We start from the raw sequence: 24,763 nt of genomic DNA, 5'->3' as shown, positions 1-24,763 counted from the left end.
GTGGTCACCCGCCAGCATCGGCACGGCGAAGCCGTAGTGGCTGTCGAGATCGGCCAGCGGATGGGCCAGCACCATGCCCTCGCAGTCGACGGTTTCGACTTTCTCGAAGGCGGCGACCTTGGCGGCCTTGAAGACGTCCTGCGCCAGCTTCTCGGCGACGATCAGGCGATCGCCCGGCTTGGCCCAGGGCTCGAACTCGAGGCCCTCTTCAAGCGCCTTCACCTCGAACACGGCGTAGGGGATGTCGGGATTGTACGAGACCGCGCGGTTGGCCGGGATGGTCCAGGGCGTGGTCGTCCAGATCACCAGCTTGGCGCCGACGGCGGCGTCCGAGCCCTCGACGACCGGGAACTTCACCCAGATCGTGGGGCTGACGTGGTCGTGGTACTCGATCTCGGCGTCGGCCAGGGCCGTGCGCTCGACCGGGCTCCACATCACGGGCTTGGAGCCGCGATAGAGCTGGCCGGTGGACAGGAACTTGTGGAACTCGGCCACGATCGTGGCTTCCGAGGTGAAGTCCATGGTGGCGTAGCGGTTCCACCAGTCGCCCAGCACGCCCAGGCGCTGGAACTCGGTCTTCTGGGCCTCGATCCAGCCGGCGGCGTAGGCGCGGCATTCGCGGCGGAATTCCTCGGCCGGGACCTCGTCCTTGCGGCGGCCCTTGGCGCGGAACTGCTCCTCGATCTTCCACTCGATCGGCAGGCCGTGGCAGTCCCAGCCGGGCACGTAGTCGACGTCGTAGCCGAGGGCGAAGCGCGAGCGGACCACGAAGTCCTTCAGCGTCTTGTTAAGGGCGTGGCCGATGTGGATGGCGCCGTTGGCGTAGGGCGGGCCGTCGTGCAGCACGAACAGCGGCGCGCCGTCGGCCTGGCGCTTGGCGCGCACCGCGCCGTAAAGGCCCTTGGGCGAGAGCGCCGCCCAGCCCTCCAGGATCTCGGGCTCCTTCTTGGGCAGGCCCCCGCGCATGGGGAACGGGGTGTCGGGCAGGAAGACGGTTTCGCGATAGTCGCGGGCGGTCGTGGCGTCGTCGGCCATGGAATGGGTGTCCGGCTTGAAAGGTGTCGGAAGAGGGCGGGAAAAACCCGGCGCGCGCTGGAGGATCGTCCGGCGGCGTCACGCCGGGCGGATAATTCGCGAAATCTTCCGAACGGAACTCATGGCCAGCGGGATAGCAGAGGGCGGCCCTGGGCGCAAAGGCTTCGGCTGGCGTGGCCCAATCCTCCCCCCAGCGGGGGAGGTGGTCCGAAGGACCGGAGGGGGAAGTGCTGGTGAGCTTGCCTCTTCCCCCTCCGTCGTCTCTTCGAGCCGACACCTCCCCCGCGAGGGGGAGGATTTGACGCGGCCTAAAATCCAGGCGCGACGATCGCTCGCGCCGCCTGCTCATCCCGCCGGATCTGCTCGATCATCAGCTCCAGGCTGTCGAACTTCAGCTCGGGGCGCAGGAAGGCCACGAGATCGGTCTCGATGATCTGGCCGTAGAGATCCTCGTCGAAGTCGAACAGCCAGGTCTCCAGCCGCGTCTCGACCATGCCGGTCGTCGGGTTGTTGCCCAGGTTGGCCACGCCCGGCACCTCGCGGCCGTCGGGCAGGCGGGTGCGGGTGGCGTAGACGCCGAGCTTGGGGACCACATAGTCCTCGACCTCGACATTGGCGGTGGGGAAGCCCAGCTGGCGGCCCAGCTGCTGGCCGCGCCGCACCACGCCCTCGATCGCGAAAGGCCGGCCCAGGATGTGGGCGGCCTGGTCGGGACGACCGTCGCGCAGGGCGTCGCGGACGCCGGTGGACGAGAACTTCTCGCCTTCGCGCCCCTCTTCGGAGACATCGGCCACCGGCTCGGCCACCGAGACGGTGAAGCCGTACTCGGCGCCGTAGACCTTCATCAACTCGGCGCTGCCGCTGCGGCCGCGGCCGAACGAGATGTCGAAGCCAACGGCCACGTGGCGCACGCCCAGCCCCTCGACCAGCACCTTCTCGACGAACTCGCGGTCGCCGAAACTGGCCATCTCGAAGTCGAACGGCAGCAGGTACAGCAGGTCCACGCCCAGACCGCCCAGGGCCCGGGCCTGCTGGCCGTGGGTCATCAGCTTGAAGGCCGGCTCGGTCGGACGGAACAGGCGGCGCGGATGCGGGTCGAAGGTGACCACGCCCAGCGGCGTCTTGCCGCCTGGCGCGCTCCCCTTCGCCAAGGCGGCCTTGGCCGCCTGAGCGATCACCTGCTGGTGCCCCCGATGCACGCCGTCGAAATTGCCCAGCGCCACGGACGCGCCGCGCTCTTCCGGAGCCAGATCCTTCCAGGCGTGAACGGTCTTCAGGGGCATCAGGCGACCTTGCGGGGAACCATGACCACGGCCTCGCCCTCGACCACCGGTTTTCCGCCGACGAGGCAGACGGTGGCGAAGGTGACACGGGCCTTGGCCTCGTCGATTTCGGTGACGGTGGCGCGGGCGGTGACCTCGTCACCGATCTTGACCGGACGCTTGAAGCGCAGGGTCTGGGACAGGTAGATCGCGCCCGGGCCGGGTAGGGTGGTGCCCAGCACCGCCGAGATGTAGCCGGCCGACAGCATGCCGTGGGCGATGCGCTCGCCGAAGCTGGTCTTGGCCGCGTAGTCGGCGTCCAGGTGCACCGGATTGTTGTCGCCGGTCACGGCGGCGAACGCTTCGATATCGGCCTCGCCGACGGTGCGGACCAGCTCGGCCGATTGGCCGACGCTGAGATCTTCGAGATACAAACCCTTCATGACGCGTCCCCTGCGGTTTTTATTGTGCGTTGCACACAGTCTAACCGCTCAAGCTCAGTTCACCAGACCAGATCGCCAACGGCGTGGGTCGCGCCGACCTGTTCGGCCTCCAGCAGGGCCTGCACCGCTTCCGGATTCAGCCGGCCGTCGGGGCCGATCGCCTTCTCGCCGTGGATGCCCTTGGCGATGAACAGGCAGGCCAGCTTCTGGTCGTGGGCGCCCTTGACGTCGGTGATGACGCCGTCGCCGACGCAGAGGACGCGGTCGCGGTCGACGGGGCGTCCCAGCAGGCGCGCGGCCTCGGCCAGGGCCAGGTCGTAGATCGCGCCATAGGGCTTGCCGGCCATGACCACCTTGCCGCCCAGGCTCTCGTAGAGGTCGGCCAGGGCGCCGGCGCAGAAGATCAGCTTGTCGCCGCGCTGCACCACGCGATCGGGATTGGCGCAGATGAACAGCAGGCCCCGGTCGGCGGCGACCTTCAGTCGGTCGCGATAGTCCTCGGGGACCTCGTTCTCGTCGTCATAGAGGCCGGAGGACAGGATGAAGTCGGCGTCCTCGGGACCGGCCAGGGTAAGGTCGAACCCGGCCCACAGCGGCGCGTCGCGCTCGGGCCCGACCTTCCAGACCTTGGTCCCGGCATGGGGCGCGAGCAGGGCCCGGGTCGCGTCGCCCGAGGTGACGAAGCCGCTCCAGGCCGAGCGGGGCACGCCAAGGCCGTCCAGTTGCGCCACCACGTCGGCCGAGGGGCGGGGCGAATTGGAGATCAGCACCACCGGGCCCTTGGCCTCTCCCCACCGGGTCAGAGCCGCGCAAGCTTCCGGGAAGCTTTCGACCCCGTTGTGGATCACGCCCCAGACGTCGCAGAGCACCACGTCGTAGCGGTCGGAAAGGGCGGAAAGGCCGGCGGGGAAGTCCATCATGCTGGGGCGGTAACTGTCGAAGGGCGGGGCGTCAATGTCGCCGGCGACCTTAGCTGTCACCGATCGCGCGAGATTCAAGGGGCGCGCGGCGGAGCTTCCACCGACCCGCGTTCCGTGACTATCCTCCGGCACGAACACGGGAGGGGCCGATGACAATTCTGATCCTGGGGCTGGTGATCTTCCTGGGCGTCCACTCGGCGCGGATCCTGGCCGCGCCGTTCCGAAACGCCCAGATCGCCGCCAATGAGAAGCGCTGGAAGGCGCTTTATTCGCTGGCCTCCGCGGTCGGCTTCGGGGTGATCATCTGGGGCTGGATCCTGGCCCGTCCGACCGCCCCGGCGCTCTACGATCCGCCCGCCTGGGGGCGTCACGCCGCCATGGGCCTCGTCTGGGTCGCCTTCATCCTGCTGGCCGGCTCGAACGGTCCGGTGGGCCGGATCAAGGCGACCGTGCGCCATCCGATGCTGTTGGGCGTGATCTTCTGGTCGGCCGGCCACCTGCTGGCCAATGGCGACCAGGCGTCGGTGACCCTGTTCGGCGCCTTCTTGGCCTGGGCGATCCTCGACCTGATCTCGGCCTTGAGGCGCAACGATCCTGCGCCGGTCGTGACCAAGCCCATCGCCGACCTGATCGCGGTGGTGGCCGGGACGGTGCTCTATGCGCTGTTCGTGTTCTCCCTGCACCGCATGCTGTTCGGCGTGTCGCCGATGGGGTGAAGGGGTAGATGCTCCCCCGCGATGCGGGGGAGCTGTCGCCCCCGGGACCGACCGAAGGTCGGCCCGAGGATAAACTCCGCGACTGAGGGGCGAGCGCGGTGGAAGCCGAGTTGCCCCCTCCGGCCCGCTGGCCACCTCCCCCGCATCGCGGGGAAGGAACATTCGCCTCACGTCGCATCGTGAAAGATCACGCCCAACGTCCGTCGTCGTCCCGACCGCACCTCGCTGACGCCGTGGCGCAGCACGCGCCGGTGGACGCCCCGCGTTCCCTCGGCCGGGCGTTCGCGCACCGCGAAGATCACGCCCTCGCCCTGCCGCAGCGGCACGACCTGCGGCGCGGACTGCTGGCGGGGGCGCTGCTCGACGATCACGAACTCGCCGCCGTCGAAGTCGCGGCCCGGCTCATCCAGCAGGAACGCCGCCTGCAAGGGAAAGACCTGCTCGCCATAGAGGTCCTGGTGCAGGCAGTTGTAGTCGCCAGGGCCATAGGTCAGCAGCAGGGGCGTGGGCCGGAGCTGACCGGCCGCGTGGCAGCGGGCCAGCATGTCGTCCAGGGTGTCCGGAAAACGGTGGTCCTGGCCCAGGCGCTCGGCCCAGCGGTTGGCGACCTGCGCCAGCGGGCCGTAGAGGCCCTGCCGCAGGCGCTGCACGATCTCCGGCAGGGGGTAGCTGAAGTACTTGTACTCGCCGCGTCCGAAACCGTGGCGCGCCATCACCACCCGGCTGCGAAACCCGGCGTCCTGCGGATAGAGCTCGGCGACCGCGGCGCAGGTCTGCGGCTTCAGGAGCGGACCGGTCAGGGCCCAGCCCCGCGCGTCCAGTTCGTCGGCGATGCGGATCCAGTCGAGGCCTGTGGAACTTGGGCTCACGCGACCTCGCGGTCGGGCTTGCAGCGCAGGCAGGCGCGGAAGCCGGCGGCGCGGGCGGCCTCCCGCGTGTCGTGGAAGACGACGTTCTTGCGCAGCGGCCGGCCGGCGCAACTGGCGACGCAATAGACGCCGGTTGTGCGCACGGCGACAAAGAAGGCCCCGTCGGCGGCGCGATCTCGCGCCTCCCAGGCGGCCCAGCGGGCGTCTTCGGTGGCGTAGGGCATGGGTGTCTCCTCTTCCGAGGGATCATGCGCCAGCGGCGGGGGAGGGTCATTCCGATGCTTGCGCATCAATGCGCATGTCATCCTGGAAGCCTCGAAGAGGCTACCGCCGGAAGCGCTGCGTTTGGAGTGGTCCCGGCTCTCCGCTTCGCCGCGGCCGGGATGACAGCTTGAATTGCCTACCAGCCCACCGCGCGGCGGCGCGGGGCCCCGCGCATGAAGTCCTGCGGCGGCTCGGCCTCGGCCAGCACGGCGTCGCGGATGGCGCGCGGTTCGCCGAACAGGTTGCCCTGGCCATAACCGATATCGAGATCGAGGATCTCGGCCACCTGCTTCTCGGCCTCGACCTTCTCGGCGATGACCTCGATGCCGTAGCGGCGAGTCAGGGCGGCGAAGTCGGCGGCGTTCAGGTCGGGCAGCGAGGCGATGACCAGCTTGCCGTCCTGCTCTTCCAGCTCGTTCAGCATCATCTGGGCGGCGACCTTCAGATACTTCACGTCGGCGCGGGCCAGATCCTGGAAGTCGACGTCCAGGTCGACGACCTTGTCCAGGCTGAAGCTGAAGCCCAGGCTGGCCAGGCGGGCCATGTGGCGGGCCTCGACCGGGCCGCGGCGCTCGAAGGCGTCCTGACCCAGTTCGAAGATCAGCGCGCCGGCCAGGTCCTTGTTGCCCTGCATGAACTCCAGGAACTGCGGGAAGAAGGCCTCGTCGCCCAGGCTGGCCAGCGAGATGTTGCAGAAGATGCCGACCTTGCGGTCCTGCTTGGCCAGGCGCCGGACGATCTGCACGCAGCGGAACAGCAGCAGGTTGTCGATATTGGCCACCAGCCCCTCGGGCTCGGCCACGGCCAGATATTCGGCCGGCATCATCACCCGGCCGCTCTCATCGCGCAGCCGCGAGAAGCTTTCGTAGAAGACGGTGCGGCGCTGGGGAAGGCTGACGATGGGCTGCAGGTAGAGATCGACGCGGTTCTCGGCCAGGGCCTCCTGCACCATCTGCAGCATGTGATCGGCTTGCGGGGCGCGCTCACGAAGGGGCGCCCGCGCCGCGACCGGCGCCGCATGGCTATGCTGGCGCTCCAGGCGATCGCTCATCTGATGGACCAGGTCCTCCAGATGGCTGACCTCGTTCGACAGGGCTTCGGAGCGGCGCTGGGCGTCGACGGCGACGGACTCCATCAGGTCGGTGACGCGGCCGTCGACCTTCTCGATCTGGTCCAGCAGGATCGCGTGGGCCTCGCGCACGGTGTCGATGTCCAGGCGCAGCGAGGCGCCCAGGAAGGTCTGGGCCAGCAGGCCGTGGAAGGCGAAGCACAGGCCCAGCGTGCCGATGAACGCCGAAACGCCCACGGCCGGTGTCGCGCCCATCCTCCAGAGGAAGAGGGAGACGATCAAAGCCAGACAAAGATAGGCGCCCGTGAGGAGCGCCAGCATCAGCCTACGCATCATTTCGCCCAAACGAATCGATAGGGATCATCAGACCGATCCGGACGCCAAGAGTCGAACAGATTAACGACCCTGCGCCAAACGGTCCCAATGGCCCCCGGGCCTGCCAGCCCTTAAATCGCAGCATACCTCACCTCAGTAGTATCGCTGAATCGACATTCGCGCGCTCGACTGATAATCGTTCGCAATCTTATCGGAGCCGTTATGTCCGAAGCGTTCGTTCTGTCCTCCAAATTCGAGCCCGCCGACGCCGATCCGGCCGGGATTCGCCCCCTGGCCGCGGCCGGGCGGGGCGACCGTGGCGTGATCGTCAAGGTCACCGGCGTCTCCGGGGCGGCCGAGGCCGTGGCCGCCGAAGAGCTGGAGCGCCGGCTCCTGGAGATGGGCTTCGTCGAGGGCGCGACCGTCGAAGTTCTGCACGAGGGGCTGTTCGGGCGCGACCCGATCGCCGTGCGCGTGGATGACACCCGCGTCGCGCTACGCCGGCGTGAAGCCGGCGCGGTCTCTGTCTTGTTTGAAGGGCGCCGGCGTGAAGCCGGCGCCGTCAGCGTGAAGTTCCACGGACGCTGATCCCTTGACCCCCGACACCGGCGCCGCCGCCACCGATACGCTCCGCAAGCCCATCCCGCTCGAGCCCGCCCGGGTCGCCCTGGTCGGCAATCCCAATTCCGGCAAGACGGCGCTGTTCAACGCCCTCACCGGCAGCCGCCAGAAGGTCGCCAACTACGCCGGCGTCACCGTCGAGCGGAAGGAAGGCGTGCTGACCACGGCCAGCGGCCGCCAGATGCGCGTGCTGGACCTGCCCGGCACCTACTCCCTGCGCGCCCGCAGCCCCGACGAGGTGGTGACCCGCGACGCGGTGCTGGGCAGGTTGGCCGGCGAGGTCGCGCCAGAAGTCCTGATCTGCGTGGCCGACGCCACCAACCTGCGGCTGGTCCTGCGCCTGGTGCTCGAGCTCAAGCAGGTCGGCCGGCCGTTCGTGCTGGCGCTCAACATGTTCGACATCGCCCAGCGCCAGGGCCTGCGCATCGACCTTCCCCGCCTGTCGCAGGAGATCGGCGCGCCGATCGTCGCCACGGTGGCGACCCGCAAGCGCGGCCTGGCCGACCTCTTGGAGCAGGTCGAGGCGATCGTCGCCACGCGTCCGCCGCAGACCGAGAACGTCTGGCGCGAGCCGACGGCGGGCGAGATCCGCCTGGCCCACGCCGAGGCCCAGCGCATCTTCAAGGCCTGCGTGAAGCCGCCCGAGCGGCCCGACACCGTGACCGGCAAGATCGACGCCGTGCTGCTGCATCCGGTGGCCGGTCTCGTCATCCTGCTGACCCTGTTGTTCGTGATGTTCCAGGCGGTGTTCACCTGGGCCACGCCACTGATGGACGGCATCGACGCGGCGTTCGCGGGGATCGCCGGCTGGATCGGCGCCCACCTGCCGCACGGCCTGCTGACCAGCTTCATCGCCGACGGCCTGATCGCCGGCGTCGGCAGCGTGCTGGTGTTCCTGCCGCAGATCCTGATCCTGTTCTTCTTCATCCTGATGCTGGAAGACAGCGGCTACATGGCCCGGGCGGCCTTCCTGATGGACAAGATCATGGGCGGCGCCGGGCTGCACGGCCGGGCCTTCATCCCGCTGCTGTCCAGCTTCGCCTGCGCCATCCCCGGCATCATGGCCACGCGGGTGATCGACAATCGCGAGGACCGGCTCACCACCATCCTGGTCGCGCCGCTGATGACCTGTTCGGCGCGGATCCCGGTCTACACCCTGATCATCGGCGCCTTCATTCCCAAGCAGACCGTCTGGGGCGTGCTGTCGCTGCAGGGCCTCGTCATGTTCGGCCTCTATGCCGGCGGCATCGTCAGCGCCCTGGCCGTGTCCTTCGTGATCCGGCGCGTGTTCTGGCGCGGCGCGGTCGAGCCCTTCATGATGGAGCTGCCGACCTATCGCTGGCCCGAGCCGCGCAACGTCCTGACCAATCTGTGGACGCGCGTGCGGATCTTCATGAGCCGCGCCGGCCGCATCATCCTGCCGCTGATGGTCCTGGTGTGGGTGCTGTCGACCTTCCCCTATCCGCCCGAGGGAGCGACGGGCCCGGCGATCGACTACAGCTTCGCCGGCCGCATCGGCCATTTCATCGCCCCGCTGATGGCGCCGATCGGCTTCAACTGGCAGATGACCGTGGCCCTGATCCCCGGCTTCGCGGCGCGCGAAGTGGCCGTGGCGGCCCTGGGCACCGTTTACGCCGTGGGCGGCGACGCCGACGCGGCCGCCTCGACCTTGGGCGGGGTTCTGGCCACCAAGTGGTCGCTGGCCACGGCCCTGTCGTTCCTGAGCTGGTACGTCTTCGCGCCGCAGTGCGCGGCGACCCTGGGCGTGGTCAAGCGCGAGACCAACGGCTGGCTATGGCCGTCGGTGATGTTCGCCTACATGGTCAGCCTGGCCTACCTGGCCTCGTTCGTGACCTATCACGTGGCCGTGGCGCTGGGCGCGGGGTAGGGACGGCGAGGCGTCTTCCGCGCCCTCACAACAACCCTCGCAGCCACGCGAACGCGTCATCCGGCCGTTCGATCGCCGACAGTCCCTCCTGGCGGGCGCGTTCGCCGAAGCGCCGCAGGCGGCCCGGCGTCATGCCGAACCGGGCCCGGAAGGCGCGGCTGAAATGCGCGTCGGATCGAAAGCCCATGCGATAGCCGATCTCGGCCAGGGTGTGCTGTTCGCCGTGGTCCCCGAGGATCGCGTCGAACGCCATGTCCAGCCGCCGGGCCTGAATGAAGGCGCTGACCCCGCCGATCGGTTCGAACACCTTGTAGAGCAGGCTGCGCGAGACGCCGAGATGGCCACGCACCGCCTCCGGCGACAGGTCCGGATCCGAAAGGTTGTGGATCACGAACTGCTGCGCCAGGGTCAGCAGCATCTTCTCGACGGGGCGGACGTCGTCCCCGGTCGGGGCGGCGTGCGCCAGGATCACGGCGCTGACCAGGACCGCAACGGCCTTGCCGGCCAGCGCGAGGTCGGTGGCCGACATGGTCGAGACCCCGGCCCAGGTCGCGCGAAGGTGCGATCCCAGCAGGCGGCCGCTGGGGCTGTCCTCGCTGACCACGTGGCCATGGAAATCAAGGTTGGTGGCCTGGGGCTCCAGCGCCGCGCGCGACAGGATCAGGTGCAGGGTCTCATAGTCGCCCGTGGACATGTCGAACGGGCGGGCCATGTCGATCAGGCGGATCGAGCCCATCTCGTCGCTCGCCGCGCGGCCGTCATAGTCGCCCCGCCAGCCGCTAGAGCGCAGTTCGAGCACCGCCATGACCGTGTCGGAGGCGTCGGCCGCGATGTGGGACAGCTTGCGTTCGAAGCGCTGGGGCACACCGGTGCAGTGGGCCAGCACCACGCCGGTGAGATTGTAGCCTTCCATGCGGTTGTGGAACGCGGCCTCGGGCGACAGCAGGGTGATGTCGAAGAGGTGGGCGCAGGCCCTGCGATATTCCTCGGCCGCGTCCGCGCGGTCGCGGGCGTCCAGCTCCCAGAGATCCCGGCGCGGCGCGGCGCTCATGTCGAGCCCGCCGAACGGCGTCGACGACGCGCCTGGGCGTCGGACGGCAAGGCAAGAGAACGTGGATCGCCGGTCAATGACAACGGGGCCTCGGCGCGCGAGAAGGAGGCTCTTTCGGGGCGCGCCGGTGGGTGATTAGGCGCGCCGCGGAGATGGTCGTCGACGCCCCCGCCAGGACGAGACGACCTAGCCGGCAGGGCCCCATCCCACCGGCATCGGGGGGGCGGAACAGTCTCGGATTCGCGAGACTGTTCTGCCCCTCTTGGCCTGGCCGAACCCGCTGGGCGGCCTATCGGGTGGGAACCGGGTGCTCGCCGCGATAGTCGTAGAAGCCGCGGCCGGTCTTCTTGCCCAGCCAGCCGGCCTCGACATATTTCACCAGCAGCGGGCAGGGGCGATACTTGCTGTCGGCCAGCCCTTCGTGCAGCACGTTCATGATGCTCAGCACGGTGTCCAGGCCGATGAAGTCGCCCAGCTCCAGCGGGCCCATCGGGTGGTTGGCGCCCAGCTTCATCGCCGTATCGATGGCGTCGACCGTGCCGACCCCTTCGTACAGGGTGTAGATCGCCTCGTTGATCATCGGCACCAGCACGCGGTTGACGATGAAGGCGGGGAAGTCCTCGGCGTTGCTGGTGATCTTGCCCAGCGACTTGGCGAAGGCCACGGCCGTCTCGTAGGTCGGCACGTCGGTGGCGATGCCGCGGATGATCTCTACGAGCTTCATCAGCGGCACCGGGTTCATGAAGTGCAGGCCGATGAAACGCTCGGGACGGTCGGTCGCCGAGGCCAGGCGCGTGATCGAGATCGACGAGGTGTTCGAGGCCAGCAGCGTGCCTTCCTTCAGGTGCGGCTGCAGGCTGCGGAAGATCGACTTCTTGATCTCTTCGTTCTCGGTGGCCGCCTCGATCGCCAGGTCGGTGGCGCCCACCGCCTCCAGGCCGTCGGCCGGAACGATGCGCTCCAGGGCCGCCTTCATCGCCGCGTCGTCGATGATTCCGCGGCCGACCTGGCGGGCCATGTTCTTCTCGATCATGGCCAGACCCGCGTCGATCCGCTCGCGCGAGATGTCGTGGAGCCGTACCCCGTAACCGGCCAGGGCGGCGACATGCGCGATACCCGCCCCCATCTGGCCAGCGCCGATCACGCCGACCGTCTTGATTTCACTCATGAACGCCAAGCCTTCGCTCGATATCGCGGCGGGCCGTCGCGCCCACGCCTTTCGAATGTGCCGGCTTTTCTAGCACGATAATCCACGCCGTCGCCAAGGCTTTGCTGCGACGCAACCGAAGGGCGGCCTTTCGTCTCAGGCGCTGGCCGGCGGATAGGCGTGCCGCAGGCCGTTCGGGTCTTCCACCGCGCCGTCCTCCAGATAGTTCGGTCCGACGGGCGCCTTGCCGTGGCCGCCGGGGATGTCGAGCACATAGGTTGGCTGGGCCAGGCCCGAGAGCGCGCCGCGCAGCGCGCGCATGACCGCCTGCCCCTCGGCCAGGGTGGTGCGCAGATGGGCGGTGCCGGGGGCGAGATCGCCATGATGCAGGTAGTAGGGCTTGATCCGCGCCTCGACGAAGGCCCGCATCAGCGCCGCCAGGGTCTCGGGGTCATCGTTGACCCCCTTCAGCAGCACGGTCTGGCTGACCATCGGAATCCCGGCGTCGACCAGCCGCGCGCAGGCGGCCCTGGCCGCCGGGGTCAGCTCGCGGGCGTGGTTGGCGTGCAGGGCGACATAGACGGCCTTGGTCGAGCGCTTGAGGGCGGCCACCAGCGCGTCGGTCACGGCCGCCGGATCCACGGCGGGGACGCGAGTGTGGAAGCGCACCACCTTCACGTGGTCGATCGCTTCCAGCCGGTCGATCAGCTCGGCCAGGCGCCGGGGCGAGAGCACGAGGGGATCGCCGCCGGTGACGATTACCTCCCAGATTTCCGGCCGCCCGGCGATATAGGCGAAGGCCGCGTCCAGCTGGGCGGGCGTCAGGTTCGACAACCCCTCCGGTCCCACCACCTCGCGCCGGAAGCAGAAGCGGCAATAGACCGCGCAGGTGTGGGTGGGCTTCAGCAGCACCCGGTCGGGATAGCGATGGACGATTCCATCCACAGGGCTGTGGATAACGTCGCCGATCGGGTCGGCGTCCTCGCCGGGCGAGGCGACCAGCTCCTCCGGCGAGGGGACGAACTGGCGGGCGATGGGATCGCGCGGGTCGGCCGGGTCGATCAGCCCGGCCACCGCCGGAGTGATCGCCACCGCATACCGCGCGGCCACGGCCTCCAGCGCCGGCAGGCGCTCGGGCGCGACCAGCCCGGCTTGCGCCAGGGCCTCGATACCGCGAAGGGTTTGGGCGTCGCGGAGGGTCTTGCCCTTGTCTGGGATGGCGGGAGGGATGACGGGAGCCATGAGGGGCGGGGATATGGGGGATTTTCCGGACGGTGGCAAATGGGCCGGACGCCGCGACGCCTGCGCGTTTGGGTCGCGGCGGTTGAAAAGGACGATCGCATCCCCATATGGTAACCAGCGCCCTATGGTTTCCAGCTCGATGTGGCCGGGACCAGCGCTATCACCGACCTCGCGCCGTCACGGCGCTCGTCGGATATTTCCCGAACTTTAGAACGACGTGGCCGGCGATTCCGCCGGTCCTGACTGGAACTTTATGAAAACGACTATGACCCGCGAGACCCGCGCTCCCTATGCGCCGCTCGCCCAGAAGACCCCCCGCACGACCGCGCCGGCCGCCAAGGACTATGCCTGGCCTGGCGTCACCCGCGCCCAACTGCGCGATCATATCATCGAACAGATCGGCTAAGGCTGATCCCGGAGGCGTGTGAGCTAATCGGCCCGCTCGCCCTCGGTCTCCCTCAGGAACCAGTCGCGCAGCTTCAGAATGCGCGGCAGCTTGGGGTTCTCGGCGCGCCAGACGAAGTTGTGTCCGGTTTCGACGTCGACCGATCCCGGCAGCGGGCGCAACAGGCGCCCTTCGTCCAGGTCGCGCTTGGCGTAGCCGCCCCGCGCCAGGGCGAAGCCCAGGCCCTGGGCCGCGGCGTCCAGCATCATGGCCGAACCGTCGAAGCCCAGCGCCGGCCGCAACGGCGGCGGCTCGATCCCCATCGCGCGAAACCACACCGCCCACGGCAGGTCGGTGTGGCGCAGCAGCGGGGCCGAGACCAGATCCTCGGGCTTTTCGATCGGATAGCGGGCCAGTAGCGCGGGGCTGCAGACCGGGAAGATGCGCTCATCCATCAGCCGGACCGACTCCATGCCCGCCCAAGGGCCCACCCCGTAGCGCAGAGCCACGTCGACGCCATCGGTGGCGAGATCCGAGACGCGGTCCTCGACCCGGATGGTCAAATCCAACTCGCCCGTCTCGGCCGAAAGCCGCGCCAGCCGAGGCGACAACCAGCTGGTGGCGAAGGCCGGACCGGCCGAAATCACGATCGGTCCGCTGGCGGCCCGGCGAGCGCTGTCGACGCCCTGGCGCAGCGTCATCATGGCCTCGCCGATGCGAACGGCCAGCGCCGAGCCCGTGGGTGTCGGCTCCATCTGATTGCCGCGCCGGGCGAACAGCTGGACTCCCAGCTCTTCCTCCAGCTTGCGGACCTGCTGACTGACCGCGCCGTGGGTGACAAACAGCTCGTCGGCGGCGCGGCTATAGCTCCTGTGGCGCGCGGCGGCCTCCAGGGCGACCAGGGACGAGAAGGGTGGAAGACGCATCGTGCAGGACAAGGTTGTTAGCCAGGCTCACAACCTCTCACATATAGCATCGTTCGCAAAGTCTCTCCGCGGACGGCATATTCAGGGTCGCGGCGCCGCTGACCCCCACCCCCAAGATCCATCGAGGATAGAACCATGAAGACCCTGCTGATCGCGGGCGCGCTGGTGCTCGCCCTGGCTTCCGGCGCCGCGAGCAAATCGCCGTCGCTGTCCGACCCGAACGCCGTCTGGGCCAAGCCGATCGTCACCGTGCGATAGGCTAGGCTCGCCACGCAGAAAAGGCCCGGAGTCGCCTCCGGGCCTTCCGCATGGATTTTCCTTCTCCCGCAAGGGGGAGAGGGAAGGGCTTACTTGCCGGCCGCCGCCAGGGCGTCCATCAGTTCCGGCACGGCGGTCTTGTAGTCGGCGACCAGGCCGTAGTCGGCCACCTGGAAGATCGGCGCGTCGGCGTCCTTGTTGATCGCGACGATCACCTTGGAGTCCTTCATGCCGGCCAGGTGCTGGATGGCGCCCGAGATGCCGATGGCGACGTAGAGCTGCGGCGCCACGACCTTGCCCGTTTGACCGACCTGATAGTCGTTCGGGGCGTAGCCGGCGTCGACGGCCGCGCGGCTGGCGCCGACGGCGGCGCCCAGCTTGTCGGCCAGCGGCTCGATCACGCGCTGGAACTCCTCGGCCGAACCCATGGCGCGACCGCCCGAGACGACGATCTTGGCCGCGGCCAGTTCCGGACGGTCGGACTTGACCATCTCTTCGCTGACGAAGCGGGTCTTGCCGGCGTCGGCGCCGCCCACGGTTTCCACCGAGGCCGAACCGCCTTCGGCGGCCGCCGCGAAAGCGGTCGGACGGACGGTGATCACCTTCTTGGCGTCCGACGACTGGACGGTCTCCAGCGCGTTGCCGGCGTAGATCGGGCGCGTGAAGGTGTCGGCCGAGACGACCTCGATGATGTCCGAGATCGGGGCGACGTCCAGCTTGGCGGCGACGCGCGGGGCGAAGTTCTTGCCGCCCGAGGTGGCCGGAACCAGGATCGCGTCGTAATTGCCGGCCAGGGCCAGAACCGCGTCGGCCTGGGCTTCGGCGATCCCATGACCCAGAGCGTCGGACTCGGCCAGCAGCACCTTGCGGACGCCGGCGATCTTGCCGGCGGCGTCGGCCACGGCCTTGGCGCCCTTGCCCAGGACCAGAACGTCGACATCGCCCGAGATCTTCAGGGCGGCGGTGACGGTCTTGTGGGTGGCGTCGCGCAGGTGCGCGTTGTCGTTATCGGCGACGACGAGAACAGCCATTACAGCACCCCCGCGGTATTGAGCTTGGAGACCAGGTCAGCGGCGGTCTCGACCTTGATGCCGGCCGAACGCTTGGCCGGCTCGGTGACCTTGACCACCTTCAGGCGCGGCGCGATGTCGACGCCGTAGTCGGCGACCGTCTTGCTGACGATCTCCTTCTTCTTGGCCTTCATGATGTTGGGCAGAGACGCATAGCGCGGCTCGTTCAGGCGAAGGTCGGCGGTGATGATCGCCGGCAGATCGACGTCCAGGACCTGTAGGCCGCCGTCGACTTCGCGGGTGACCTTGGCGGTCGAGCCCGAGACTTCCACCGCCGAGGCGTAGGTCGCCTGCGGCCAGCCCAGCAGGGCCGACAGCATCTGGCCTACGGCGTTGTTGTCGCCGTCGATCGCCTGCTTGCCCATCAGGACCAGGTTCGGGTTTTCTTCAGCCACGACGGCCGCCAGCAGCTTGGCCACGGCCAGCGGCTCGGGATCGGCGTCGGTGGTGATCAGGACGCCACGATCGCCGCCCATGGCCAGCGCCGTGCGGATCGTCTCCTGGGCTTGCGCCGGACCGATGCTGACGATGACGACCTCGGTCGCCACGCCCTTCTCCTTGAGACGCACGGCTTCTTCGACCGCGATCTCACAGAAGGGGTTCATCGACATCTTGACGTTCGCCAGGTCGACGCCCGTCTGGTCCGCCTTCACGCGGGCCTTCACATTATAATCGATCACCCGTTTGACCGGGACTAGGACCTTCATCGGTTTCCACCGCCTCCAGGCTTGTGTTTCTCCTGCTTGGCACTCGACTTAGCGCTTGTGCGCCGCAATGCAAGTTTCCCTTTGCGTTAGCGTAATGCGTTCGAGGCGATCCAGTTTAAACGGTTGTACGATTTCTCGGCCCTTGTGGTCGCGCCGCATCGCCCCGACCAATTCCCTTAAGGGTGGAAAGGCGCTAAGGGGCCGCGCATGAACAAGACCTTCACGCGCCTGAAGTACATCTTCCTGGGCCTGTTCCTGCTCAGCAGCGCTGGCGTCCTGGCCTATCATGGCCTGTGGGTGTGGCCCAAGGAGCGCTGCGAGGCGCGCGGCGGCGCCTGGGCCGGCCGTTGGCTGAAGTGCGGCACGGTCTATTCGATCGAGACCCTGACCCGCCGCCCGCTCAATGTGCCCCCGATCAACGGCGAGGCGCGGCTGAAGCCGGAAGCCCCCGCGACCGCCGCTCCGGCGCCCGCGAAGAAGTAAGCCCCTACCGCGTCGCGCCCGGCTTCCACAGCACGTCGCCCTTGCCCTTGTCGTTGCTCCAGCGGGCGGCGACGAACAGCAGGTCCGAGAGGCGGTTCAGGTATTTGATCGCCGGCGCCCCGACGATCTCGCCCTCGATCCCGGCCAGGGCCACGCAGGCCCGCTCGGCGCGCCGGCAGACCGTGCGCGCCACGTGCAGGGCGGCCGCCGCGGGCGAGCCGGCGGGCAGCACGAACGAGGTCAGGGGCGAAAGTTCGCCGTTCAGCAGGTCGATCTCGCGCTCCAGCCGCTCGACCTGGCTGTCGAGAACGCGCAGAGGCTCCCATTCGGGCTTGCCGTGCTGCTCGGGCGTGGCCAGGTCCGCGCCCAGGTCGAAGAGGTCGTTCTGGATCCGCTCCAGCATGGCGTCGAGGACCGGATCGGCCGCGGTATGCTGTCGCGCCTGGCCGACCGCGGCGTTGGTCTCGTCGACCCCGCCATAGGCCTCGACGCGCTGGGAAGCCTTGCTGACGGGCGCGCCGGTCGCCAGGCGGGTCGAGCCGCCGTCGCCGGTGCGCGTATAGATGCGGTTCAACGTGACCATCGGTCGCGGACCCTCGTTACTCGAATGGCGTTAGTTAGGTCAGCGCCTCACGCGCCCTTGCGCCACCAAAAAGCGGCGGCGACCAGGACGATGATGGCGATGAACTGCAGGAGGACGCGCAGCCGCATCAGCTTGTTCGAATAGGAACGACCAAAGTCGCCCCCGCGAAACAGGGCGTAGAGGCCGGCGCCCAGAGCGATCAGGACCGCCAGCAGGGCGGCCGGGACGAGAAAGTCGAACAGGTGGGACATGCGGCCCAGAATAAGAGGTCGCGGGCCGACGCGCCATAGCGTCGGTCAAGCTGAGAAAAACGCCGTCCGCTGAGCTAATTCGTCGAACCTGTTCGGTGAGCGCTTTTGTCGCATTTTCCTTATGTGACCGGTCACATATAGGCGTTGGCCTTAGTTTCCGGCCTTCGATTGCGGAAATTCCGTGGAATTTCGCGATTGCAATGGCGTTCCCCTGGCGGTAAGGCCCGCTCTTCCTATTTTTCAGTGCGCGTTCGTTGAACATGATCAACTCCCCCACCGCGGATCGTTCAACGCCTTTCACTCACCCCAGCGGGGGTAGGAGATAACCGCATGGCCCAGAGCGCTTGCTCTGCGAATGCCGTCGCGCCTTCCGCGAACGATCGCGAAGAGGCCCTGGCCGAAGTTCGCCAACTGATCACCGACCTGCGCGACGCCGCGCAGGACGGCCGCCAGCTGGCCCGCCGCTACGCCGACGTTTTGCAGAACGTCGTCGACGAATATTGCATCGAGTTCGAGAAGCGGGCGGAAGCCGCTCTCGCCCGTCTGGAGGCCGCCGCATGAGCTTCGTGTCCGTCAATATCGACCAGGGTTCGGAAACCCCGGTGAAGCTGACCCGCCGGGCGCTCGCCAAGCAACGCACGCGAGAGCGCGTCCTGGCCGCCGCCCGCCGCCTGTTCAGCGAGCGCGGCTACGAGGGCGCGACCATCCGTGACATCGCCCAGGCCGCCGGCATGTCGACCGGCGCGGTGTTCGCCAGCTTCGCCGACAAGTCGGAGCTGTTCGAGGAAATCCTCACCGCCGACTACGAAGTCATCTACGCCCAGATGACCCAGGCCGCCCGCACCGCCAAGACGGTCGACGAGGCGCTGCTGGGCCTGTTCGGCGTCGCCTACAGCTTCCACGTCGAGCAGCTGCCGCTGCTGCGCGCCAGCATCGCCGTGTCCTGGACCCGGTCGGAAGCCGCCGAACGCCGCGCCCGCACCGACCTCAAGCACATCTTCCGCCTGATCGCCGAAGCGCTGCAGCGCGGCGTCGACCAACGGCAGCTGAAGACCGACATCGACGCTAAGCTCTTGGCTGAAATCGTCTGGGACGTGTATGTCGCCAACTATCGCCGCGCGGTTTACGACGGCTGGTCGGTGGACGCTCTGCTGGCGCGGCTTTCGGATCAACTGAAGATCATCTTCGCGGGCGCTCGCGCCTGACGAACGACGCTCCGTTCGGGGGAACGGGGCGTCTTCGACGTAACAATAACGCTGGCGTGTTCGAGGGGGACGTGCGTGGGCGTAAGAGACGATCAGAAGGCGGCGACGCGAGAGAAGGTTCTCGAAGCGGCGCGCGACCTGTTCAACGAGGTTGGCTACGACGAGACCACCATCCGCGCCATCGCGGAGCAGGCGGGCGTGTCTGTCGGTAGCGTGTTCACGACCTTCGCCTCCAAGGCGGAGGTCCTGAGCCATGTCATGACCCATCGTCTGGGCGAGCTCTACGCCGAGTTCGACCGGGTGGTCCCGTTCCTGCGGGGCAGCACGGCCGACCGGCTGTGCTCGATCTTCGCCATTCACTACGAGTTCGAGACGCGGCGGGTGAAGCTGTTCCTGGCCCACGTCGCGGCCTCGTACAATCCCAGCAACGATCCGGGCGTCACGCCCTACGGGCGCAATCCGCGCCTGACCCAGATGCTGCTGGACGTCCTCGAGGACGGGGTGCGCCGGGGCGAGGTGCGCGGGGATCTGGACCTGCCGCTGATCGTCGACACCCTGAAGGCCGCCTACGCCTGGAACTACCGGATGGCGGCCGCGGCCGGCGGAAACCTGCCGGCTGCCCAGATGTCGGCGGTGATGGACAAGCAGATCGCCGTGATCGCCGAGGGATGGAAGCCGCGGTAGCGCGGCTCAGGACACTCGCGTCAGACGCAGATCCTGGTAGTCGTAGCTGAAGTCGGCCAGGGGCGAGACGGCCTTGACCAGGGCCGAGACCGCGCGTCCGTCCTGCAGGTCGAAGGTGAAGAAGGCGTCCTCCTGGGTGCGGTCGTCGAACACCGTCTTGAAGGTCTCGCCGTCGAACGGCTCGAGCTTGCCGCGCAGGGCCGGGGTCTTGTCGAACGAGACGGTCAGGCCCTTCCGGCGGCCTTTGCCGACCAGCGTGATCGTCACCGTGCCGTACCAGGGATCCCGATAGACGCCCGCATAGGCCTCGAGCGGCAGGCTGGGCTTGGCGGCGCCGGTGGCGGCCGAGGGCGCCGTCTTGGCGGCGTCCTTCAGGGCCTGGGCCTCGGTCTCGGCCTGGACGCGCTTGCTGGAGGCGATCCAGTCGTAGTCCGCGCGGCCCTGCAGCCGGTCGGGGCCGCCATAGCGCAGCGCGCGCAGCACCGGCGTCTCCTCGGCGTTGGTCATCACCATGATCCCCGACTTCCGGCCCGGCAGCAGGCCCGTATACGAGATGAAGCCGGCCAGGCCGCCGGTGTGCCACAGCAGCCGCTCGCCCCGGTGATCCTGGACGTACCAGCCCAGCGCATAGGCCTGGATCGAGGGGCGGACGGGGTTCTCGTCGGTCGGACCTTCCGAGGAGCTGGTGATGGTCTGTGGTTTCCACATCTCGCGGGCGGTGGGCTCGCTCCACAGGCGCTTGCCGTTGGGCAGCATGCCCAGGCCCAGTTGCACGAGCATCCAGCGGGCGATGTCCTTGGGCGTGGAGTTGACCCCGCCGGCGGGGCCGGCCGCGTCGAAGCTGCCGTCGAACGGCAAGACCGTCTGCGGACCCATACCGCGCAACGGCGGCCCCAGTCGGGCGTGCGGCGAGGCGCGGCGGGCGCGGTCGACCAGGGCGGGGCTGGAGACGGTGCCGGTCATGCCCAGCGGCTCGAAGATCCGGGCCTTGATCACCTGCTCCCAGGTCTGGCCGGTCACCGCCTCGATCACCGTCCCGGCGACGACATAGAGGACGTTGTCATAGGCATAGCCGCCCCGGAACTGTCCGCCGATCGGCAGGTATTTCAGGCCCGCCACGATGTCGGCCCGGGTGTGGGTGGGCGCTGGCCAGATCATCAGGTCGCCGGCCCCCAGGGTCAGGCCGCTGCGATGGACCAGAAGGTCGCGGACGGTCATCAGCTTGGTGACGACCGGATCGCTCATCTGGAATTTAGGCAGGTGCTTGGTGACCGGATCGTCCCAGGCCAGACGCCCCTCCTCGACCAGCATGCCGATCAGGGCCGCGGTCATGGCCTTGGTGTTGGAAGCGATGCCGAAGACGGTGTTCTCGTCGCAGCGGTCCTGGGTTCCCAGGGTCTTGAGGCCGTAGCCCTTGGCCAGGGTGACCTTGCCGTTCTCGACCACGGTGACGCCGAGGCCCGGCTGGTCGGGGAAGGCGGCCATGACCTCTTGGGCGAACGCATCGACGGCCGCGCCGACCGCACCGGTCTCCTGGGCGAAGGCCCGGCTCCCGAACGCCGCCAGGCCCGTTGTCGCCAGGGCCGAGACGAGGGCGGAGCGACGGGTGGTGGTCAGCATGGCGCGTCCTTCGGGTGAGGACGAAAGGCTAAGCTGATGCTCCGGCGGCGGACAAGGGTCGCCGACCTAAATCCTCTCCCGTGGGAGAGGAGGGACCCATTGCGTGGCAATGGGAGGTGAGGGGACAGGCCGCTAGCCGCCTTATCCCTCACCCTCCCTCGCTCCCTCCCGTGGGGAGAGGGATTAGTTCCCGCCGTCCAGCAGCCTTCTCGCGATCACCTGGGCCTGGATCTCGCCGGCGCCCTCGAAGATGTTGAGGATCCGCGCATCGGCCAGCAGACGGCTGGCGGCGTATTCCATCGCGAAGCCGTTGCCGCCGTGGATCTGCAGGGCGTTGTCGGCGCAGGCCCAGGCGACGCGGGCGGCGATCAGCTTGGCCATGCCGGCCTCGAGGTCGCAGCGCTTACCTTCGTCCTTCTGAGCGGCGGCGAAATAGGTCAGCTGGCGCACGCCCATGATCTCGGCCGCCATCATGGCCAGCTTGTTGGCCACGCGGGGGAATTCGAAGATCGCCTGGCCGAACTGCTTGCGGTCCAGGGCGTAGCCGAGGCCCACCTCCAGCGCCGCCTGGGCCACGCCGACGGCGCGGGCGGCGGTCTGGATGCGGGCGCTCTCGAAGGTGGCCATCAGCTGCTTGAAGCCCTGGCCCGGGACGCCGCCCAGGAGGTTCCGCGCCGGCACTGTGAAGCCGTCGAAGCCCAGCTCGTACTCCTTCATGCCGCGATAGCCGATCACCCCGATCTCGCCGCCGCTCATGCCCTCGGCGGGGAAGTCGTTGCCCTCCACGCCGCGCGGCTTGGGGGCCAGCAGCATCGAGAGGCCGCGATAGTCGGTGGTGGCCGGATCGGTGCGGACCAGCAGGGTCATGACGTCGGCGCGGGCGGCGTGGGTGATCCAGGTCTTGTTCCCCGTCACCACGTACTGGTCGCCCTTCAGCTCGGCGCGGGTGCGCAGGGAGCCAAGGTCCGAGCCGGTGTTGGGCTCGGTGAAGACGGCGGTCGGCAGGATCTCGGCGCTGGCGATCTTGGGCAGCCAGTACTGCTTCTGCTCCTCCGTACCGCCGGTCAGGATCAGCTCGCCGGCGATCTCCGAGCGGGTGGCCAGCGAGCCGACGCCGATCCAGGCGCGCGACAGCTCCTCGGAGACCACGCACATGGCGGTCTTGCCCATGCCGCTGCCGCCGTATTCCTCGGGGATGGTCAGGCCGAAGACGCCCAGCTCGCCCAGTTCCTCGACCAGTTCGATCGGGATCAGCTGGTCCTTCAGGTGCCATTCGTGGGCGAAGGGCGTGACCTTTTCCTCGGCGAAGGCGTGGAACTGGTCGCGGATCATCTCGAAGGTCTCGTCGAGACCGGTGTGCTCCAGGGTCGGGCGGCCGCGGGCCTCGGCCAGGCGCTGGGCGATCCGGCTCTTCACGGCCTGCGTCCCGCCCTCGACCATCAGCTTCATCAGGCCGTTGGAGTGGAGGCGGTTCAGGACGGCGCGGTCCTCGACCAGATGGGCCGGGCGGACGATCTCGCCCTGGTTCATCGGCACGCCGCCGACCAGCTGGGCGCAATATTCGGAGAACAGCAGCTGGGCCAGCAGGGCCTCGATCTCGCCGAACTTGCCCTCGGACTCCAGTCGCTCGGCCCAGCCGGCGACCTGGTTCAGGAGCTCGGCATAGGCCGCGTACCAGCCATAGCCATGGACGCGGTGCTGGTGGACGTCCGCCAGTTTGCGGTCGACCTTGCCCCCATTAGGGGCGATGTGAGCCAGCACGGCGGGCTTGGCCTCGGCCACGAACAGGCCGGCGGCGTTGGCGGCCTCGCGCAGCAGGCCGGTCAGGCCCGGAAGGATCAGGGTTTCGGTGGCGTCCCGAGCGACCGCGTCGGTCATGGCTTGCTCCCCTTGGCCAAACAGGTGTTCCTGGCCAAACAGTTGTTTTCTTTCACTCTGGCGCTTTTCGCACCTGCGAGCAATGCCGCAATGCAGCATAAAACACAAATTAGGGGAAGAAACGTGCTCACGGTCCACCATCTGAACGAGTCGCGCTCGCAGCGGATCCTCTGGCTCCTGGAGGAGCTGGGCCTGCCCTACGAGATCGTCTTTCACACCCGCGACCCCAAGACCCGCCTGGCGCCGCCGTCGCTGACGGCCATTCATCCGCTGGGCAAGTCGCCGGTGATCGTCGACGGGAAGATGACCATCATCGAGTCCGGGGCGATCATCGACTATGTGATCCGCCGCCACGGCGGCGGCCGCCTGGCGCCCGATCCCGCCAGCGCGGACTACGACCGCCACCAGCAATGGCTGCACTACGCCGAGGGCTCGGCCATGTTGCCGCTGATGCTCAACATGTATGTCGGCCGGCTGGGCGAGGCCGGCGCGCCGCTGCATCCGCGCATCCAGTCCGAAATCGCCAACCATCTGTCGTTCGTCGACCAGAGCCTGGCGGGGCGGGACTTCTTCGTTGGCGACAGCCTGACCGGCGCCGACATCCAGATGAGCTTCGTGCCCGAGGTCGCCAAGGCCATGGGCCGGTTGGCCGACTATCCCAACATGGCCGCCTGGATCGAGCGCATGCACGCGCGCCCCGCGTGGAAGACGGCGCTGGCCAAGAGTGGGCCCTACGCGCTGGGGGCTTGAGGGAATCCCTCTCTGAGAGAGAGGAGCTCGGGAGAGGTCCCCCAAACTTTTTTCCAACATGAACGAACTCTGTCAGCGCGGTCCTCGCAACCGTTCAGCTTCGCCCTGTCATGGTCTGTCTCACGGGGTTGCTGACCCCGGACACATTCCAAGGGACGAAGGAGTTCTCTCATGTTCGGCATCAAGACCAAGACCATCACCCTGACCCTGGGCGCGGCCGCCACGGCGCTGACCATGGCCGCCGCTCCCGCCACCTACGCCATGGATCAGAAGCTGGGCGGCGTCGTGGGCTGCAAGGCCTCCGGCTCCAAGCAGGAGGTCGGCGCGGTGCTGGGCGGCCTGCTGGGCGCCGTCGCCGGCTCGAACCTGGCCAAGAACGACCGCGGCACGGGCACGGCCCTGGGCGCGGTGGTCGGCGCGGGCGCGGGCTCGTACGTCGGCTGCAAGATGCAGAAGAGCGACGCGGCCAAGGAGGTCGGCGGGGTCTACAAGTCGGGCGGCTATCGCTACGCCCAGACCGTCGAGGCCGCGCCGCTGGTCAAGGTCAACCGCAAGTACGTCGCCCGCTCGACCCTGAACGTCCGCGCCGCCGCCTCGACCCGTGGCGAGCGCCTGGGCGCCCTGGAGTCGGGCGCGACCTTCCAGGCCCTGGGCCGCACCGGCGACGGCAAGTGGATCCTGGTCGGCCAGGATGGCGTCGGCGTCGGCTACGTCTCCAGCGCCTACGTCTACCGCGCTTAAGCGCTAGAGCTTTTCGGGGCGCGTCCGCTCCGTCCCTCTGGCCGCGCCTTTGAAGAGAGCCCGTCCGGTCCACGAGACCGGGCGGGCTTTTTCGTGGGGCGTCTCCCGTCCCTTCTCCCCTTGCGGGAGAAGGTGGCGCGAAGCGCCGGATGAAGGGTTGAAAGGCTTATCCAATAGCGGACGCGACCCCTCACCCGACCCGCTTCGTGGGCCACCCTCTCCGGCAAGGGGAGAGGGCTCCCTCACGTCCGCCAGCGCAGCGTCTGTTCCCTCACCGGGTTCACGAACGCTCGCCCCTCCCGTCGGCTGGCGGCCCATTCGCGCTTGCACTGGTGGTACCAGCGGGCCTGCTGGTCGGCGTCGCCTACCCACATCAGCGG

28 protein-coding genes and 2 pseudogenes are annotated in these 24,763 nt (G+C 68.4%); 11 read left to right on the top strand and 19 right to left on the bottom strand.

Translation table 11 applies throughout. The features are described 5' to 3' along the window. The 5 genes from VJ655_RS13000 to VJ655_RS12980 all read right to left on the bottom strand — a co-directional run. Positions 1 to 1,035, bottom strand: a 1,035-nt coding sequence (locus VJ655_RS13000) for a class I tRNA ligase family protein (RefSeq protein ID WP_324111700.1), incomplete at its 3' end; no start/stop codon positions are given. 78 nt (positions 1,036 to 1,113) lie between these two features. Then, on the bottom strand, positions 1,114 to 1,158 hold the full coding sequence (locus VJ655_RS12995) for a hypothetical protein (protein ID WP_181242883.1): 45 nt from the start codon (positions 1,156 to 1,158) through the stop codon (positions 1,114 to 1,116). A 185-nt stretch (positions 1,159 to 1,343) separates the two neighbouring features. Next, entirely contained in the window at positions 1,344 to 2,318 is a 975-nt protein-coding gene (locus VJ655_RS12990) for a bifunctional riboflavin kinase/FAD synthetase (RefSeq protein WP_324111698.1), read from the bottom strand. Next, entirely contained in the window at positions 2,318 to 2,740 is a 423-nt protein-coding gene (locus tag VJ655_RS12985) for a MaoC family dehydratase (RefSeq protein WP_324111696.1), read from the bottom strand. Before VJ655_RS12985 ends, VJ655_RS12990 begins: the two co-directional genes overlap by 1 nt. Positions 2,741 to 2,799: 59 nt before the next feature. Beyond that, positions 2,800 to 3,660 (bottom strand): TIGR01459 family HAD-type hydrolase, encoded by an 861-nt coding sequence (locus VJ655_RS12980; RefSeq protein ID WP_324111702.1) that lies wholly within the window; start codon positions 3,658 to 3,660, stop codon positions 2,800 to 2,802. A gap of 149 nt (positions 3,661 to 3,809) precedes the next feature. On the opposite strand from VJ655_RS12980, the gene VJ655_RS12975 reads away from it, so the two are divergent. Continuing rightward, positions 3,810 to 4,376: an NnrU family protein gene (locus VJ655_RS12975; RefSeq protein WP_324111694.1), complete on the top strand. Its 567-nt coding sequence runs from the start codon at positions 3,810 to 3,812 to the stop codon at positions 4,374 to 4,376. A gap of 167 nt (positions 4,377 to 4,543) precedes the next feature. On the opposite strand, the gene VJ655_RS12970 is transcribed toward VJ655_RS12975, so the two are convergent. The 3 genes and pseudogenes from VJ655_RS12970 to VJ655_RS12960 form a co-directional block, all read right to left on the bottom strand. After that, the gene (locus VJ655_RS12970; protein ID WP_324111692.1) at positions 4,544 to 5,245 is read right to left on the bottom strand and encodes a 2OG-Fe(II) oxygenase; all 702 of its coding nucleotides are present in this window, start codon (positions 5,243 to 5,245) and stop codon (positions 4,544 to 4,546) included. Between the two features lie 11 nt (positions 5,246 to 5,256). After that, positions 5,257 to 5,469 (bottom strand): annotated as a pseudogene (locus VJ655_RS12965) (Ada metal-binding domain-containing protein); the annotation flags it as partial. A gap of 176 nt (positions 5,470 to 5,645) precedes the next feature. Continuing rightward, positions 5,646 to 6,911: an EAL domain-containing protein gene (locus VJ655_RS12960; RefSeq protein ID WP_324111690.1), complete on the bottom strand. Its 1,266-nt coding sequence runs from the start codon at positions 6,909 to 6,911 to the stop codon at positions 5,646 to 5,648. A 204-nt stretch (positions 6,912 to 7,115) separates the two neighbouring features. On the opposite strand from VJ655_RS12960, the gene VJ655_RS12955 reads away from it, so the two are divergent. Then, positions 7,116 to 7,481, top strand: a complete 366-nt coding sequence (locus VJ655_RS12955) for a FeoA family protein (RefSeq protein WP_324111688.1) — start codon at positions 7,116 to 7,118, stop codon at positions 7,479 to 7,481. Positions 7,482 to 7,485: 4 nt separating this feature from the next. Next, on the top strand, positions 7,486 to 9,402 hold the full coding sequence (gene feoB, locus VJ655_RS12950) for a ferrous iron transport protein B (protein ID WP_324111686.1): 1,917 nt from the start codon (positions 7,486 to 7,488) through the stop codon (positions 9,400 to 9,402). 25 nt (positions 9,403 to 9,427) lie between these two features. On the opposite strand, the gene VJ655_RS12945 is transcribed toward feoB, so the two are convergent. The 3 genes from VJ655_RS12945 to VJ655_RS12935 all read right to left on the bottom strand — a co-directional run bounded on the left by VJ655_RS12945 (position 9,428) and on the right by VJ655_RS12935 (position 12,842). After that, positions 9,428 to 10,453: a helix-turn-helix domain-containing protein gene (locus VJ655_RS12945; protein ID WP_324111684.1), complete on the bottom strand. Its 1,026-nt coding sequence runs from the start codon at positions 10,451 to 10,453 to the stop codon at positions 9,428 to 9,430. Positions 10,454 to 10,742: 289 nt separating this feature from the next. Further along, a complete protein-coding gene (locus VJ655_RS12940; RefSeq protein WP_324111682.1) occupies positions 10,743 to 11,621 on the bottom strand; it encodes a 3-hydroxybutyryl-CoA dehydrogenase in 879 nt (292 codons plus the stop codon). Positions 11,622 to 11,756: 135 nt separating this feature from the next. After that, positions 11,757 to 12,842 (bottom strand): lysine-2,3-aminomutase-like protein, encoded by a 1,086-nt coding sequence (locus VJ655_RS12935; RefSeq protein ID WP_324111680.1) that lies wholly within the window; start codon positions 12,840 to 12,842, stop codon positions 11,757 to 11,759. 265 nt (positions 12,843 to 13,107) lie between these two features. On the opposite strand from VJ655_RS12935, the gene VJ655_RS12930 reads away from it, so the two are divergent. Further along, the gene (locus VJ655_RS12930; RefSeq protein ID WP_324111678.1) at positions 13,108 to 13,248 is read left to right on the top strand and encodes a hypothetical protein; all 141 of its coding nucleotides are present in this window, start codon (positions 13,108 to 13,110) and stop codon (positions 13,246 to 13,248) included. A gap of 23 nt (positions 13,249 to 13,271) precedes the next feature. Here the strand turns inward: VJ655_RS12930 and VJ655_RS12925 are convergent, their stop codons facing one another. Then, positions 13,272 to 14,153: a LysR substrate-binding domain-containing protein gene (locus VJ655_RS12925; protein ID WP_324111677.1), complete on the bottom strand. Its 882-nt coding sequence runs from the start codon at positions 14,151 to 14,153 to the stop codon at positions 13,272 to 13,274. 135 nt (positions 14,154 to 14,288) lie between these two features. Here VJ655_RS12925 and VJ655_RS12920 point away from each other — a divergent pair, with 135 nt between their 5' ends. After that, positions 14,289 to 14,411: a hypothetical protein gene (locus VJ655_RS12920; RefSeq protein ID WP_324111675.1), complete on the top strand. Its 123-nt coding sequence runs from the start codon at positions 14,289 to 14,291 to the stop codon at positions 14,409 to 14,411. 89 nt (positions 14,412 to 14,500) lie between these two features. Here the strand turns inward: VJ655_RS12920 and VJ655_RS12915 are convergent, their stop codons facing one another. Beyond that, positions 14,501 to 15,442, bottom strand: coding sequence for an electron transfer flavoprotein subunit alpha/FixB family protein (locus VJ655_RS12915; protein ID WP_324111673.1), 942 nt, complete (start codon positions 15,440 to 15,442; stop codon positions 14,501 to 14,503). Then, a complete protein-coding gene (locus VJ655_RS12910) occupies positions 15,442 to 16,188 on the bottom strand; it encodes an electron transfer flavoprotein subunit beta/FixA family protein (protein WP_324111671.1) in 747 nt (248 codons plus the stop codon). The genes VJ655_RS12915 and VJ655_RS12910 overlap by 1 nt, the downstream gene beginning before the upstream one ends. Before the next feature lie 207 nt (positions 16,189 to 16,395). On the opposite strand from VJ655_RS12910, the gene VJ655_RS12905 reads away from it, so the two are divergent. Then, positions 16,396 to 16,671 carry a hypothetical protein gene (locus VJ655_RS12905; protein ID WP_324111669.1) on the top strand — a complete coding sequence of 92 codons (276 nt, stop codon included), beginning with the start codon at positions 16,396 to 16,398 and terminating at the stop codon, positions 16,669 to 16,671. Between the two features lie 4 nt (positions 16,672 to 16,675). On the opposite strand, the gene VJ655_RS12900 is transcribed toward VJ655_RS12905, so the two are convergent. Then, the gene (locus tag VJ655_RS12900) at positions 16,676 to 17,254 is read right to left on the bottom strand and encodes a cob(I)yrinic acid a,c-diamide adenosyltransferase (protein WP_324111666.1); all 579 of its coding nucleotides are present in this window, start codon (positions 17,252 to 17,254) and stop codon (positions 16,676 to 16,678) included. Between the two features lie 47 nt (positions 17,255 to 17,301). Beyond that, on the bottom strand, positions 17,302 to 17,505 hold the full coding sequence (locus tag VJ655_RS12895) for a twin transmembrane helix small protein (protein WP_082769664.1): 204 nt from the start codon (positions 17,503 to 17,505) through the stop codon (positions 17,302 to 17,304). 330 nt (positions 17,506 to 17,835) lie between these two features. On the opposite strand from VJ655_RS12895, the gene VJ655_RS12890 reads away from it, so the two are divergent. The 3 genes from VJ655_RS12890 to VJ655_RS12880 all read left to right on the top strand — a co-directional run bounded on the left by VJ655_RS12890 (position 17,836) and on the right by VJ655_RS12880 (position 19,394). Then, positions 17,836 to 18,066: a hypothetical protein gene (locus tag VJ655_RS12890; protein WP_324111663.1), complete on the top strand. Its 231-nt coding sequence runs from the start codon at positions 17,836 to 17,838 to the stop codon at positions 18,064 to 18,066. Then, the gene (locus VJ655_RS12885; RefSeq protein ID WP_324111661.1) at positions 18,063 to 18,710 is read left to right on the top strand and encodes a TetR/AcrR family transcriptional regulator; all 648 of its coding nucleotides are present in this window, start codon (positions 18,063 to 18,065) and stop codon (positions 18,708 to 18,710) included. Before VJ655_RS12890 ends, VJ655_RS12885 begins: the two co-directional genes overlap by 4 nt. Before the next feature lie 75 nt (positions 18,711 to 18,785). Then, positions 18,786 to 19,394 (top strand): TetR/AcrR family transcriptional regulator, encoded by a 609-nt coding sequence (locus tag VJ655_RS12880; RefSeq protein WP_324111659.1) that lies wholly within the window; start codon positions 18,786 to 18,788, stop codon positions 19,392 to 19,394. A gap of 6 nt (positions 19,395 to 19,400) precedes the next feature. Here the strand turns inward: VJ655_RS12880 and VJ655_RS12875 are convergent, their stop codons facing one another. After that, on the bottom strand, positions 19,401 to 21,014 hold the full coding sequence (locus tag VJ655_RS12875; protein WP_324111657.1) for a serine hydrolase: 1,614 nt from the start codon (positions 21,012 to 21,014) through the stop codon (positions 19,401 to 19,403). 183 nt (positions 21,015 to 21,197) lie between these two features. After that, the gene (locus VJ655_RS12870; protein ID WP_324111655.1) at positions 21,198 to 22,892 is read right to left on the bottom strand and encodes an acyl-CoA dehydrogenase family protein; all 1,695 of its coding nucleotides are present in this window, start codon (positions 22,890 to 22,892) and stop codon (positions 21,198 to 21,200) included. Between the two features lie 123 nt (positions 22,893 to 23,015). Between VJ655_RS12870 and VJ655_RS12865 the strand changes: the two genes are divergently transcribed. After that, entirely contained in the window at positions 23,016 to 23,642 is a 627-nt protein-coding gene (locus VJ655_RS12865; RefSeq protein ID WP_324111653.1) for a glutathione S-transferase, read from the top strand. Between the two features lie 171 nt (positions 23,643 to 23,813). After that, positions 23,814 to 24,383, top strand: coding sequence for an SH3 domain-containing protein (locus VJ655_RS12860; protein WP_324111651.1), 570 nt, complete (start codon positions 23,814 to 23,816; stop codon positions 24,381 to 24,383). Between the two features lie 242 nt (positions 24,384 to 24,625). Here the strand turns inward: VJ655_RS12860 and VJ655_RS12855 are convergent. Continuing rightward, a pseudogene (locus VJ655_RS12855) lies at positions 24,626 to 24,763 on the bottom strand (aromatic ring-hydroxylating dioxygenase subunit alpha); the annotation flags it as partial.

It is taken from the genome of Caulobacter sp. (genome assembly GCF_035254145.1).
Lineage (GTDB): Bacteria > Pseudomonadota > Alphaproteobacteria > Caulobacterales > Caulobacteraceae > Caulobacter.
Note: the sequence above shows the minus strand (reverse complement) of the source record. Positions and strands in the feature narration are given on the sequence as shown.